The organism is Acinetobacter sp. CY81, from assembly GCF_059515925.1.
Genome location: NZ_JCAKNC010000011.1, coordinates 39,298 through 53,040 on the forward strand (window position 1 = coordinate 39,298; position 13,743 = coordinate 53,040).

Genomic DNA, 13,743 nt, shown 5'->3' on the forward strand with positions numbered 1-13,743 from the left:
AATTTTGAACTTCTAAGTAATCTCAAACACTTATAATATAGATGATCCATCTGTTTCAGATAAATAATACTTGAGTTAATCTATGTATGTCTTGACCTGAACGTTTTGTTAAATGTCATTATAGTCAATTCGACTACATTACAGATATGTTAATGTACAGTCCTAGAATATCGCAAACATGCTTGGAAAAGCCTTATGAGCAAAACAACTCAAGAAAATCCAACAGTCGAGAATTCTGCGAAAGAACCTGTGTCAAATACATCAACAACTCGTCCTAAAACGAGTTCAAGTACGCAAGCAGCTTCGACTAACGCAAATACTCAAAAAGCGTCAGGTACGCGTTCAGCTACTAAGCCACGCAAAAGTACCCAAGCAAATACAAAAACAGCTACATCTAAAGCAACAATCAATATTAAATCTTCTGTTACACAGGATAAAATTATGAGTCAAAATACTGTACGCCGTGTTGCAATTATTGGGGGAAATCGTATCCCTTTCGCTCGTTCTAACGGTGCTTATTTCACAGCGACAAACATGGACATGTTTACTGCGGCATTAAATGGCTTAGTTGAACGCTTCAACCTAAAAGGTCAACGCTTAGGTGAAGTCGTTGCTGGTGCTGTTCTTAAGCACAGCCGTGATTTCAACATGACTCGTGAATGTGTATTAAATACAGAACTTGCCCCTGAAACTCCTGCTTATGACATTCAACAAGCATGTGGTACAGGCTTACAAGCTGCTTTTTTAGTCGCAAATAAAATTGCTCTTGGTCAAATTGAAGTGGGTGTTGCTGGTGGTGTAGATACGACTTCTGATGCGCCAATTGCTTTTGGTGATGGTTTACGTAAAGCTTTACTTGAACTAAATATTGCTAAAACAGGTAAAGATCGCTTAAAAGCACTGACAAAAATCAATGTTAAAGACCTACTCGATGCGCCAAAAAATGGTGAGCCACGCACTGGTTTATCTATGGGTGATCATCAAGCAATCACGACGCTTGAATGGGGCATCTCTCGTGAAGCTCAAGACGAACTGGCTGCCTCTTCACATCAAAAAATGGGTAAAGCATACGAAGAAGGTTTCTTTGATGATTTAATTACGCCATTCCTAGGTCTAGATCGTGATAATAATTTACGTCCTGATTCTACTGTAGAAAAACTAGCAAAACTAAAACCTGCTTTTGGTAAAGGCGATGCGCGTACGATGACTGCAGGTAACTCGACCCCACTTACAGACGGTGCTTCATGCGTACTTTTAGCTTCTGAAGAATGGGCTAAAGCCAATGGACATGAAATTTTAGCTTATCTTTCTTTCTCTGAAACAGCTGCGGTTGATTTTGTAGAGAAAAAAGAAGGTTTGTTAATGGCGCCTGCTTATGCAGTTCCACGTATGCTAGATCGTGCAGGCATTAAACTTCAAGATTTTGATTATTATGAAATCCATGAAGCGTTTGCATCTCAAGTACTTTCAACGCTTAAAGCATGGGAAGATCCAAAATTCTGTAAAGAGCGTTTAGGCTTAGATGCACCATTAGGCTCTATTGACCGTTCGAAATTAAACGTAAAAGGTTCTTCACTTGCTGCAGGACACCCATTTGCTGCAACTGGTGGTCGTATCATCGCAACTGCTGCTAAATTGATTAACCAAAAAGGTTCAGGTCGTGTTCTTGTTTCGATCTGTGCTGCGGGTGGTCAAGGTGTAACAGCAATTATTGAAAAATAATTGCATCATAATTAAATAAAAAGCACCTCAATTTGAGGTGCTTTTTATTTTCATATTCTATGTGCTGATATTTATAATGATTTATCTTTATTCAGAATTTATCTGTACTTCCAATCTAATGCACAACAAAACTTATAATTGATTATTGAACAACAGCATAACCCATTTTGGCTTCGATCAAGTCATAGCACCATTGAAAAATAAAGGTATACACCAAAATACACAGGGTCAAACTAAAATCTAAAACGATCGCTTGCCACAAGCTCATATTCATTGCATAAGCGACCATTGGAATGGTTGCTAACATGAGTCCACCCTCAAATCCAATCGCATGAAGAATACGGACACGTACTGTTCTTTTTAACTGATGCTTAGCCTCAAATTTCTCAAAATAATGGTTAAATACCATATTCCAAATTACAGAAGTCACTGCCATAAAAATACCCAGTACGCCAGTGACTTCAAGAGGCATTTCAAAAATAAAACTGAGTGCAAGTGCTATGATCACCAACAGGATGATTTCATAGCTCAAAGCATGAACAATCCTTCTTTTGGAAATCAACATTTTAAATCTCTCTTTCTTTGTATAAATAAGATGAAGTAGATTTTATTTTATAAATTTCGATAATTCGAGTTAGAATCTTTCAATATTATTGATAGATAATTTTGATTGTAGAAAAATAATGAACATTAACCAAGAACAACTCACGATTTTTAAAACCGTAATGGAATTAGGATCATTCTCTGCTGCAGCGAGAGCTTTAGGTAAAGTCCCCTCTGCTGTCAGCATGTCTATTGCCAATTTAGAGATTGATTTAGATCTCCAACTTTTTGAGCGAGTGGGGCGAGAACCTAAACCTACTGCACAGGCTTTAGTTCTGTATGAGAAAACGCAACAGTTACTCATTGAAATGAGCCAATGGAAGCAACATGCGAATGCTTTGAGTGAAGGATTAGAGCCATCGTTAAATATTGTCGTTGTTTCAGAGCTTTTACATACCCAATGGACGGAATATATCGCCTTGCTTGAGAAGCAATTTCCGAGCTTGCAGGTCAATATCATTACAGCACCTCAAGAAGATGCTTTAAAAATGCTGTTCAACCAAAGCGCTCAATTGGCTTTAATTTTTGAAAGAGAACACTTGGAACATGGCGAGCAATTTGTAGAAGTAAAAAGAGAAAAACTTGTTCCTGTAGTGAGTGTTGATCACCCCTTAGCTCAACTTGAACAAATTCGATTTGAGGAACTACTTAAGAATAGACAAATCGTGGTCGCAAGTCGTGATAAAAACATCAAACCCGAACTACTTTACTCAAATCAATATTGGCGAACTGACAATCATCACTCTGCTGCGATGCTTATTTCAGACAACTTAGGTTGGGGTGTTTTACCCTATCAAATGCTGGCTGAAAACCCACTGCTTAAATCTAAACTCAAAATTATGAAGTTATCCGATTTCACTCCGAAATTTGAATATTACGTCGATTTAGTGTGGAATCGGCAAAGCAAGCTAGGCGCTGCTGCTCGTTTTTTGATTAATCACCTCAGAAAATAGCGTATTTCAACGAAATAATCGTATTTTTAAGTCAATTTGGCGCTGACAACAAATCAGCATGTGATATAAAAGAAGTAACAAGTATTTTAACTAAGAATTAAACTGTAATGAAACAAACAGCGTTAGACCAATTAAAAGCGATCACAACTATTGTTGCAGATACAGGCGATTTGACTGCCATTGAAAAATTTCGTCCTTTAGATGCGACTACAAATCCCTCACTGATCACGGCTGCAGCATCACTGCCTGAAAATAAGCAATTGATTGAAGATGCTTACGAACAAGCCAAATCTGAAGGTTATACTGCAGACTTACTCATTGAACGCGCAATTGATATTTTGACGGTTAAATTAGGCGTCGAAATTTTAAAATTGATCGATGGTCGTGTATCGACTGAAGTCGATGCAGCACTGTCATACGACACAGAAGCTACCATTGAGAAAGCGAAAGAACTATTAGCGCTCTATAAGGCTTATGGTATTGACCAAAACCGAATTTTAATCAAAATTGCATCGACCTGGGAAGGTATACAAGCAGCTAAAGCACTTGAGGCAGAAGGCATTCATTGTAACCTCACACTTTTATTTGGCTTACATCAAGCCAAAGCATGCGCAGATGCGAATGTCACTCTCATCTCTCCATTTGTAGGACGCATTTTAGATTGGTACAAAAAGGCAGAAGGTGTAGATCACTACTCAATTGCAAAAGACCCAGGTGTTTTATCTGTTAAGCAAATTTATACTTTTTATAAACAGCATCAGATTAAAACAGAAATTATGGGAGCAAGTTTCCGTAGTGTAGATCAAGTCCTCGGCTTAGCGGGCTGTGATTTACTCACTGTTTCTCCAAATCTGTTGTCTGACTTATCTCAAGATGAACGTGAAGTCAAAGCCCAGCTGTCTGTTGCTGAGGCACTTCAACAAGCAACCATTGAAAATACAGTGTTAGATAAAGATAGTTTTAAAGTAGACATTGAAAAAGATTTGATGGCAAGCCAGCTCCTCCTGAGCGGTATAGATGGCTTTATCAAAGCTCGACAACAACTTAACTTGTTATTACGCCAATCTTTTGGTTTTGATGCTGAAATTGAAGCATAAAATACGTTATAGTTCATTTAATCAAAATATGCTGAATCGAGTCACCTGACTCGATTTTTCATTTTCAAATTTGTATCGATAAAGCGAGACGGCAAGTGTTTGGTATCACTGATATTGTTACATTTATCATTGGCACAGTATTGATCATCGTACTGCCTGGACCAAACTCGCTCTATGTAATGTCGATTGCAACACGCTATGGTATACGCACAGGCTACATCGGAGCGCTTGGCGTATTCTGTGGTGACTGCATACTTATTCTCGGAACTGTTTTAGGTGCAGCAACCTTACTTCATAACTTTCCGTGGCTGTTTATCTTACTCAAGGCTGTCGGCGCACTTTATTTATCTTATTTAGGTGTGCGGCTCTTAATCGCTGCATTCAATACTTGGACTCAAAAACCACAATCACTTGATTTAAGCTCAAATTCAAAACCTGAAAAATTTCATCCTTTTCAAACTGCGCTAACTATCAGCATATTAAATCCAAAAGCGATTATGTTTTATCTGTCCTTTTTTATTCAATTTGTAGATCCAAATTATCCTTATCCAGCATTAAGTTTCACTGTGCTTGCGATCATTCTGCAAATCATGAGTATGGCGTATTTAACCATGTTGATATTTTCTGGCGTCAAGATCGCTTCCTATTTCAACTCTCGCTATAAACTCTCAGCCATTGCAGTGTCATCCATTGGTATATTGTTCTGTGCATTCGGGATTAAGCTGGCATTTTCTACACTATAAATACCACCTGATATGGATCAAGCTTACGTCCCTTAAAGAAATTAGAAATAGAGGAATCTTCATTTTTTGATGAAGAATCACATTTCTAGCAATTCAGCTTCAAGTCGGTCTTAAATCTCAGTATGATGTTTTGCATCAGATCAAATTAAAAACACACTGAAAAACTATGCCAACTCAGATGTCCAAAGCATCCAATAGACTTATCCAAGACTTTTCCATTCCTGCTGTTTTTGCTGGATTTATCACTTTTCTAATTGGTATTAGTGTTTCATCTGTTTTAGTGATTCAAGCGGCCCAACTTTTAGGTGCGAACACAGCTCAAATTAGCTCATGGTTTTGGGCACTCGGTTTAAGTATCGGTTTATCAGGACTCATTCTTTCTTGGAAATTTAAGTATCCTGTAGCAACCTCTTGGTCAACTGCTGGACTTGCCTTAATTATTGCTACGGGAAGTGGCTACTCGTTAAATGAAGCTGTTGCAGCCTTTATGATCTGTGGAGTCATCACCGCTACATTAGGTTTCTTTGGTGCTTTTGAGCGTATTCTTAGCTTTATTCCGCAAAGTTTAACCAGTGCCATGTTAGCCGGGGTCTTATTAAAATTCGGTATTGATGTGTTTGCAAAGCTCGAAACTCACTGGGGATTCATCTTTACTTTATTGGCCACTTATATTGTATTGAAAAAAGCATTACCTCGTTATTGCATTGTCATTACAGTTGTTGTTGGTTTTGTGATTTGTCCTTTATTTATGCAATTTGAAATTCCACCTTTGAATTTCTCGTTAACACAACCTGTTTGGGTAACTCCTGATTTTTCATTACAAAGTTTACTCGGGTTAGCGATCCCCTTATTTATTATCAATATGGCTTCGCAGTATCTCCCTGGTATTGCTATGATCAAAAGTTATGGCTATCAATCTCATGTTCGTCAACTGGTAGGATGGACAGGGATCGCACAAGCATTCTTTGCACCTTTTGGCGCATTTGCAACCAATATTGCGGCCATCAGTGCTGCTGTCAGTTTGGATGATCAAGCTCACCCCGATCCTCAAAAAAGATATATTGCTGGTATGAGCTGTGGTGTGTTTTATATTTTGATGGGACTTTTTGCATCAACCTTAACCACCTTACTGATTTCATTTCCATCTGTATTTATTGTTGCATTGGCTGGGATCGCACTTTTCGCGACGATTGGACACAACATCAGTATCGCATTTCATCAAGTGGATGAACGTGAAGCAGCACTGATGACGTTCCTCTTTTCTGCTTCAGGCGTACAGTTTTTTGGTATTGGCTCTGCTTTTTGGGGTTTACTCTTTGGTTATGCGGTTTACCGAATTTTCAGACTAAAACGTTAAAACATCCCTTGAAAACAAAAAAAGCTTATTCTGTTGAATAAGCTTTTTTTTCACATTTAAATCTAAGTTTTAAATCTCAGGGTACTCACCTGTACCTTCAGGCCATGGTGTAAGCAGCTCAAAACCATCTTCGGTCACAGCAACCATATGCTCCCACTGCGCAGAAAGAGATTTATCGGCAGTCACAACCGTCCAACCATCTTTTAGTTCTTTCACCTTAGCTTTACCCGCATTAATCATCGGTTCGATGGTAAACACCATCCCTGTTTTCAGCACGATGCCTTGACCTAATTGTCCATAATGCATCACATTCGGCTGTTCATGATAAACTTTACCAATACCATGCCCACAATATTCACGCACAATCGTATACCCTTCACGCTGCGCAACAGATTGAATAGCAAAACCAATATCACCTAAAGTCGCGCCAGGTTTAACCGCATGAATACCTGCAACCATTGCTTCGTATGTAGTATCTACTAATTTTTTCGCTTCAGGCTTTACCGTACCCACATAATACATGCGACTGGTATCGCCATAGTAACCGTCTTTGATAATCGCAACGTCGATATTAATAATATCACCATCCTCCAATATCGTTTTAGCAGACGGAATCCCGTGACATACCACTTCATTCGGAGAAATACAGGTGGTTTTGGTATAGCCATAATAACCAATATTTGCAGGAATAACTTTTAACGTTTTGATGATGTATTCATTACAAATATCATCCAGATACTCCGTGGTTACTCCGGGCTTCACATACTCACCAATCATCGCCAAAACTTCTGCAGCCAAGCGCCCTGAAATACGTAATTTGGCAATATCTTCTTGAGTTTTGATTGTGATTTTTGATGCTTTCATATGATTCACCCCTAATAACTTTGGCAATAGTATATGCCTTTCATTTTATTTTTGCAGATTCTTATCCGGCATTAAAAATATGGTGCCCCTAGCCCACAGCACAAATTTCAGCCAAACAAAATAAATTAACCAAAATTCAAAAAGTCATATTTTATTGTTAAATTCATTTTTTAATTTTACGATTTATAAATAATTTACATATTATCAATCAATTAATTTTATTAATCATTTATTTTCAACGAAAAGCCTTACAATTCATAGTATTCAGATCAGTCTAAGCTCTAAAAAATACCCTACAAAAAATATTCTTTTGCTCTAAAATCGCTTTCTTTTGTTCAAACCACCTCCCACTATGACGAATTTACGTACTCGGGATATTATTGCTTTAGGTTTTATGACCTTTGCACTTTTTATTGGTGCGGGCAATATTATTTTCCCTCCTATTGTGGCTCAACAAGCTGGTGAACATGTTTGGCTTGCAGCATTTGGTTTCTTAATCACTGCTGTTGGTTTACCTGTAATTACCATCATTGCTTTGTCACGTGTTGAAGGCTCTATTCAAGCGCTGAGTTCTCCGCTTGGTAAAGTTGCAAGTTTGATCTTAACCATTTCCTGCTACCTCGCTGTAGGTCCATTATTTGCGACCCCACGTACTGCAACGGTTTCTTATGAAATTGGTTTTTCTTCTTATTTTGGAACTTCAGCATCAAGCTTATTGATTTATAGTGCTATTTATTTTGCATTTGTTACGCTTGTGTCTTTATATCCGAATAAGATCTTAGACACTGTTGGTTATGTGCTTTCACCCTTAAAAATCCTAGCTTTAGTGATTTTGGGTGGTTCAGCATTCTTAATTCCAGCAGGATTTATCCCAGCTCCAATCAATAATTATGTAGCGAGCCCAATCTCTGAAGGTTTTGTAAATGGTTATTTAACCATGGATACTTTAGGTGCATTGGTATTTGGTATTGTCATTATTAATGCAATTCGTTCACGCGGTGTGACCGATAAAGCACTGATTACTAAATATGCAGTTTATGCAGGCTTGATTTCAGGTATTGGCTTAACTCTTGTCTACCTCAGCTTATTTAAATTAGGTTTAGGCAGTCATGACACAGCACCAAATGCAGCCAATGGCGCAATCATCCTTCATGCTTATGTACAGCATGCTTTTGGTGATTACGGCTCATTATTTTTAAGTGCAATGATCTTTATTGCATGTATGGTAACAGCGATTGGACTTACCTGTGCATGTGCCGAGTATTTCTCTCAAATCACAAAACTCAGTTATAAAAAGTGGGTTTTGATCCTTGTCGGTTTCGCATTCTTCATTTCAAACCTTGGTTTGACTAAACTAATTGCTTTCTCAGTACCTGTATTAAGTGCGATTTATCCACCTGCAATTACTGTGATTTTACTTGGTTTCTGTTGGAACTTTTTCAATACCCCTTCTCGAGTGATCGCACCTGTGACTGCTGTGGCTTTTGCATTTGGTATCGTAGATGGATTGAAAGTTGCTGGATTTGAAAATGCTTTACCAAACTGGATTACGCATTTACCACTGAGTGAACAAAACCTAGCTTGGCTTATCCCATCATTGATCGTTTTAGTTCTTTGCGTTGCTATCGACAAACTTAAGAAATAATAGATTAAATTGAATGGCGCTTCATGGTTTTACCCAAACCTTGAGTTGCTGGTGAGCAATAATTGTCGCGTTTACCCCACGGACTTTTATTGATTCCACATTTGATTTAACTATTTTTTTCTAAGCGATATTCTTAAAAACTCATTCAACTCGAATTAAAAAAAATTGAATGATGACAATAAATATTTCAAACAAAAGATCAATGTTACAAAGTTCTATCTTAAATGACGAATTAAATAAAAATACTCAGCAAAAATTTTATAACCCTCTTGCCTCTTACTTACCTTTTTTATCCAATAAAGTCCAATATTTAGCTCTTGTTTTGTGACTTAATTATCATTATATTAATTTAAAACTGCTCATTTTCAAGATTCATTTTTTTTTCCTAGAAAACTCTATTTTTATTCTTTGTGTCATATTACTGTCATATTTATATTCCATACTAATCAGTTACCTCTTGCTTTATCTAAGAATATACGTTAAAACTATAAATACAAATCCGACTAATTTAATTTGAATTGGTCTTAATTTTAACAGGAGGGATGGAGATGTTATCATTACATTTCAACAAGCAAGTCTTCATTAACACCCTGAAGGCGAACAACAACGCTGTAGTATTTCTAAGTACCACTATTGCTTTAATGCTTACTTTATTACTTCAAGGCACAATTCAAGGCAACCTAAAACCTGAATTTTTTGCTTATGCACTGATTGTTTCTGCTGCATTCTATGCTTGGGCTTTTATCGATTTAAAATTCCGTACTGTTTCAATAGACGAACAAAACAATACAACTGATTGACAGGTGGATGACCTCGTCATCCATCTTCAATCAGAGATAGAAAGATCCAAATATAATAAAAAATACAACTTAGAACAACCACAACCATCCATCAACCGAAAATTCTCCACATTTTTTATACCAATTTGAATTAAATGAAATTCTGTTAATTTTTAAGCACCCTTCTTGGCAGTACCTTCTCTACTATTTTTAAAACTTAAAATATTTTTATTATTTAATCACCAAATCTCAAAACATCTCATGAACACAAATTATTCACACAAAGTTTTGAATTACACCAACAAGTAAAATTGTAGTGCTGACAATCTCCCCCAATACCAATGCAATCATGGCACTTCGCATTAACCATGCCTTTAGCTTATATTTACCCAGTTGATGTGGCTGTTTAAATTGATTGGTCGTGTCTTTGAGCAAACCATGCAATACATAACTTAAAATCGCAAAGCTAAAAAAGAATAAATTGACAAGCACGCAGCTTAGATTGACGAATTCACTCCAGCTCGAACAGTATGCCATGACTGCAATAATCAGCGTTGCTGGTGCATATAACAAACTACTTCGATGGGCAATATCCACATAATAATGTGCTCTCGCCATATCAGATTTGGCAATTTGGACATACTTCCATACGCCTGTCATCATACCTACCCAAAGAAAAACACCACTAAATATAATTGCAATTTTAACCGACCATTCCAATTGCTCTGGATTAAGCATATTCATTTCCCTAAATTTATTTTTATATTTCCATGTTGAATGAATTCGACATAGCTTTTTTAAGACTATTTCAGTAATCAGCAAACCTAAAATCATCTAGCGACTGAATATATGATGACTTTTAAGTCAGCCATTATTAATTTTCAATGGATAAAAATGTGTACATTAAATTCAATTATCACTATTCATACTAGCTCATGACTACACCTTATGAAAATCTAAACGTGACCTGTGCAGATCAATATCACCTCGCTGCACGATTTTACCCAGCTCAAACTAGTTCAGAATTAAAACCCATCTTAATTAGCCCGGCCACCGGCATCACCATGAACTTCTACAATACTTTTGCAACATGGCTGGCTGAGCAAGGCCACCCTGTTATGAGTTTTGACTTCCGCGGTATCGGTCAGTCCTTACAAGGGAAATTAAAAGACTCCAAAGCCAGTATTCAAGACTGGGGACAACTCGACTTACCTGCAATGATTGACGCACTTTGTGAAAAGACTCGTACTGAACATATCTTAATGATTGGTCATAGCGCAGGTGGTCAACTCTTAGGTATTACACCAAACCACTCCAAAATCGAAAAATTAGTCGCCATCGCAGGTTCAACAGGACATGTTAAAAACTTAAAAGGTAGGACCAAGCTACTTGCTCCTTTGATGTTTAAGGTGATCTTCCCGATTGCTAGATCCACCGTTGGTTATGGTCCAACTCAGAAAATTGGTATGGGAGAAAACCTACCCAAAGATGTCGCTAAACAGTGGGCAGAGTTTTGCAGTCAACCGGGTTATGTTATGAATGCCATTGGTAAAACCATCTTTGACAATTATCATGATCACGTCAAAACACCAATTACAGTGCTGTGGGCTTCTGATGATGAAATTGCAACCGAAGCCAATGTGAAAGATCTTTTGAGACTCTACCCTGCATCAAATACCCAAATGATCGAGATTGTGCCAAGCGCTTTTAATCATAATGCTATTGGACATATGAGCATGTTTAAGCGATCTCATCAAAATATTTGGTCGACCATTTTAGAAAATATCCAAACAAACTAGTCTTTTCTCAAAATACTTCAATAAACAGCAACAAAAAAAGCCTCACAATTGTGAGGCTTTTTTAGAATGAACAATCTATTAAGCGAGTGTTGTAATTTTCACTGTCTTAATGCGAGTTTCATCCATTTCAAGAATTTCAAATTTCACTGATTCATGATCAATGATTGTACCGACTTTCACATCACCATTGGTTTTATCAAGGATAAGACCCGCAACGCTGAAATAACCAGAATCTTCTTGTACTAGATCTAAATCTAAAATATCAAGCGCCAATTCTAATTGGTACAAATCCAACATACCTGAAGCTTTCCAAGTCGTGTCGTCTAACTTAACCAAATCAAGCTGTTCATCTGCATCTGGGAATTCACCCGCAATCGCTTCAAAAACGTCGAGCGGAGAAATAAGACCTTGGATGTTGCCATATTCATTGGTCGCAAGAACCAAAGAACCTTTAGATGTACGTAGTGTATTAATCGCATCAATTACTTTCATTTTTTCATAAATGAAAATTGGACGTACACGTTTAAGCAACTGTTTTAAATGCTCTGGATCATCTAAAGCATCGATCAATTCTTTGGCACGCACAATGGTAATCACTTTATCAAGTTGACCACGACATACAGGGAACAAACTATGCGGTACAGAAAGTACTTGCTCACGAATTGCCTCAACATCATCTTCAATATTCACCCAAGAAATTTGATTTCGAGGAGTCATAATCGAAGCAACAGGACGCTCAGCCAATGACAATACACCACCGACCATATAACGTTCTTCATCACCAAATGCTGCATTTGAATCATCACCATTATCGTCATCCACGCTTGCATTTAGCTTACTGCCCATCAATTTTAAAATTGAATCTGCAGTACGGTGACGCAATGGAATTTTTGCCTCATGCTTTGCCGCATTACGATTAGAAAATTGGTTGAATGCTTCAATAACAATTGCAACACCAATACCTGAGTAGATGTACGCTTTAGGGATATGGAAGCCAAATCCTTCTGCAATTAAACTTACACCAATCAACAACAAGAAACTTAAACAGAGAATGACCACTGTTGGATGACGGTTTACAAAGATTGTTAATGGCTTAGAAGCAACCAACATCACGATCATAGCAACAACCATTGCCACCATCATCACGTAAATGTTATCAACCATACCAATTGCAGTGATTACAGAATCCAAAGAGAATACTGCATCTAGAATAACAATCTGAGCAACAACCGCCGCAAAACCTGCATATACCACATTATTGGTCGACTTAATCTCAGGCTTACCTTCCATCGTTTCATGTAGTTCACTTACAGCTTTATACACGAGGAACAGTCCACCAAAGAGCAAGATCAAATCTCGACCTGAGAAGGTTTTATCAAATACTTCAATCAACGGTTCTGTAAGCGTAACCAGCCACGAGATCGCAAAAAGCAATCCTAAACGCATAAATAACGCTAAAGATAAACCAATGACACGTGCTTTATCACGTTGTTCTGGAGGAAGTTTTTCAGCAAGAATTGCAATGAATACAAGGTTATCAATACCTAGAACGATCTCTAAGATAATTAAGGTAATTAAGCCAACCCATATACCAGGATCTAATAGAAACTCCATATTAGATCTCCGTCTTCTTATTATTTAAATAGGATTCAAAAAAATTTAACCAACACGGCGATGGATCCACAACAGATACCTTTTCAACTATAGATCTTACTATTATGCATAAGAATTAAGATTTGTAATTAACTGATCGTAAAAAAAAACTTTTATTTACATGTAATTTCCTTCCCCACAAAAAATGACCACAAAAAAATTTTAAAAATTTACTAAAAAAACAAATGCTTAATATATTTTTAACTTTAATTTTAAATCAAAAAAATTTGAATCCTTATTATAGATTTCCATTCCATTCGAATGTGTTTACTTTTAACGACGAGTCCAAGTTGAATAAAAAAATACAAAGCAATCTAAAAAATGATTTAGAATTATTTGTACACTACCTAAATCTAATAATAATTAGGTAAGCTTAAAACTTTTAACCTAGTAAGCCCTTATACGATCCTCTTTACATTATGATGAATACTTGATAATTAATTGCTTAGAAGTTTAAATTTTTGGTTTATTTTATCTAATTTATGCATAAGTTATTGAAGATATGTTGATTTGTATAATAAATATCCA

12 protein-coding genes are annotated in these 13,743 nt (G+C 36.9%); 8 read left to right on the forward strand and 4 right to left on the reverse strand.

Annotated elements, in window-relative coordinates:
• Positions 1 to 195: 195 nt before the first annotated feature.
• Positions 196 to 1,722 (forward strand): acetyl-CoA C-acetyltransferase, encoded by a 1,527-nt coding sequence (locus AC5YDM_RS12165; protein WP_496152352.1) that lies wholly within the window; start codon positions 196 to 198, stop codon positions 1,720 to 1,722.
• 142 nt (positions 1,723 to 1,864) lie between these two features.
• Here the strand turns inward: AC5YDM_RS12165 and aceI are convergent, their stop codons facing one another.
• Entirely contained in the window at positions 1,865 to 2,287 is a 423-nt protein-coding gene (aceI, locus tag AC5YDM_RS12170) for a chlorhexidine efflux PACE transporter AceI (RefSeq protein ID WP_496152353.1), read from the reverse strand.
• A gap of 118 nt (positions 2,288 to 2,405) precedes the next feature.
• Between aceI and aceR the strand changes: the two genes are divergently transcribed.
• The 4 genes from aceR to AC5YDM_RS12190 all read left to right on the forward strand — a co-directional run bounded on the left by aceR (position 2,406) and on the right by AC5YDM_RS12190 (position 6,475).
• Entirely contained in the window at positions 2,406 to 3,278 is an 873-nt protein-coding gene (aceR, locus tag AC5YDM_RS12175) for an HTH-type transcriptional regulator AceR (protein ID WP_496152354.1), read from the forward strand.
• A gap of 107 nt (positions 3,279 to 3,385) precedes the next feature.
• Positions 3,386 to 4,375: a transaldolase gene (gene tal / locus AC5YDM_RS12180; RefSeq protein WP_496152355.1), complete on the forward strand. Its 990-nt coding sequence runs from the start codon at positions 3,386 to 3,388 to the stop codon at positions 4,373 to 4,375.
• Positions 4,376 to 4,470: 95 nt separating this feature from the next.
• Complete coding sequence (gene leuE / locus AC5YDM_RS12185; protein ID WP_496152356.1) at positions 4,471 to 5,118, forward strand: leucine efflux protein LeuE; 648 nt, start codon at positions 4,471 to 4,473, stop codon at positions 5,116 to 5,118.
• Positions 5,119 to 5,284: 166 nt separating this feature from the next.
• Positions 5,285 to 6,475 (forward strand): benzoate/H(+) symporter BenE family transporter, encoded by a 1,191-nt coding sequence (locus tag AC5YDM_RS12190; protein ID WP_496152357.1) that lies wholly within the window; start codon positions 5,285 to 5,287, stop codon positions 6,473 to 6,475.
• 69 nt (positions 6,476 to 6,544) lie between these two features.
• Here the strand turns inward: AC5YDM_RS12190 and map are convergent, their stop codons facing one another.
• Positions 6,545 to 7,339 carry a type I methionyl aminopeptidase gene (gene map / locus AC5YDM_RS12195; protein ID WP_496152358.1) on the reverse strand — a complete coding sequence of 265 codons (795 nt, stop codon included), beginning with the start codon at positions 7,337 to 7,339 and terminating at the stop codon, positions 6,545 to 6,547.
• A 352-nt stretch (positions 7,340 to 7,691) separates the two neighbouring features.
• On the opposite strand from map, the gene brnQ reads away from it, so the two are divergent.
• Complete coding sequence (gene brnQ, locus AC5YDM_RS12200; RefSeq protein ID WP_496152359.1) at positions 7,692 to 8,984, forward strand: branched-chain amino acid transport system II carrier protein; 1,293 nt, start codon at positions 7,692 to 7,694, stop codon at positions 8,982 to 8,984.
• Between the two features lie 548 nt (positions 8,985 to 9,532).
• Positions 9,533 to 9,784, forward strand: a complete 252-nt coding sequence (locus AC5YDM_RS12205) for a hypothetical protein (RefSeq protein ID WP_496152360.1) — start codon at positions 9,533 to 9,535, stop codon at positions 9,782 to 9,784.
• Between the two features lie 255 nt (positions 9,785 to 10,039).
• Here AC5YDM_RS12205 and AC5YDM_RS12210 read toward each other — a convergent pair whose 3' ends face one another.
• Positions 10,040 to 10,501, reverse strand: coding sequence for a hypothetical protein (locus tag AC5YDM_RS12210; protein ID WP_496152361.1), 462 nt, complete (start codon positions 10,499 to 10,501; stop codon positions 10,040 to 10,042).
• A gap of 197 nt (positions 10,502 to 10,698) precedes the next feature.
• Between AC5YDM_RS12210 and AC5YDM_RS12215 the strand changes: the two genes are divergently transcribed.
• Positions 10,699 to 11,562, forward strand: a complete 864-nt coding sequence (locus AC5YDM_RS12215) for an alpha/beta hydrolase family protein (RefSeq protein ID WP_496152362.1) — start codon at positions 10,699 to 10,701, stop codon at positions 11,560 to 11,562.
• Positions 11,563 to 11,640: 78 nt separating this feature from the next.
• On the opposite strand, the gene AC5YDM_RS12220 is transcribed toward AC5YDM_RS12215, so the two are convergent.
• On the reverse strand, positions 11,641 to 13,176 hold the full coding sequence (locus AC5YDM_RS12220; protein WP_496152363.1) for a TerC family protein: 1,536 nt from the start codon (positions 13,174 to 13,176) through the stop codon (positions 11,641 to 11,643).
• Positions 13,177 to 13,743: the final 567 nt, after the last annotated feature.

Excerpts from the sequence above, each read along its gene's own strand:
- AC5YDM_RS12165 (WP_496152352.1), top strand. The coding sequence starts at position 196 with ATGAGCAAAACAACTCAAGAAAATCCAACAGTCGAGAATTCTGCGAAA.
- aceI (WP_496152353.1), bottom strand. The coding sequence starts at position 2,287 with ATGTTGATTTCCAAAAGAAGGATTGTTCATGCTTTGAGCTATGAAATC.
- aceR (WP_496152354.1), top strand. The coding sequence starts at position 2,406 with ATGAACATTAACCAAGAACAACTCACGATTTTTAAAACCGTAATGGAA.
- tal (WP_496152355.1), top strand. The coding sequence starts at position 3,386 with ATGAAACAAACAGCGTTAGACCAATTAAAAGCGATCACAACTATTGTT.
- AC5YDM_RS12190 (WP_496152357.1), top strand. The coding sequence starts at position 5,285 with ATGCCAACTCAGATGTCCAAAGCATCCAATAGACTTATCCAAGACTTT.
- map (WP_496152358.1), bottom strand. The coding sequence starts at position 7,339 with ATGAAAGCATCAAAAATCACAATCAAAACTCAAGAAGATATTGCCAAA.
- brnQ (WP_496152359.1), top strand. The coding sequence starts at position 7,692 with ATGACGAATTTACGTACTCGGGATATTATTGCTTTAGGTTTTATGACC.
- AC5YDM_RS12205 (WP_496152360.1), top strand. The coding sequence starts at position 9,533 with ATGTTATCATTACATTTCAACAAGCAAGTCTTCATTAACACCCTGAAG.
- AC5YDM_RS12210 (WP_496152361.1), bottom strand. The coding sequence starts at position 10,501 with ATGCTTAATCCAGAGCAATTGGAATGGTCGGTTAAAATTGCAATTATA.
- AC5YDM_RS12215 (WP_496152362.1), top strand. The coding sequence starts at position 10,699 with ATGACTACACCTTATGAAAATCTAAACGTGACCTGTGCAGATCAATAT.
- AC5YDM_RS12220 (WP_496152363.1), bottom strand. The coding sequence starts at position 13,176 with ATGGAGTTTCTATTAGATCCTGGTATATGGGTTGGCTTAATTACCTTA.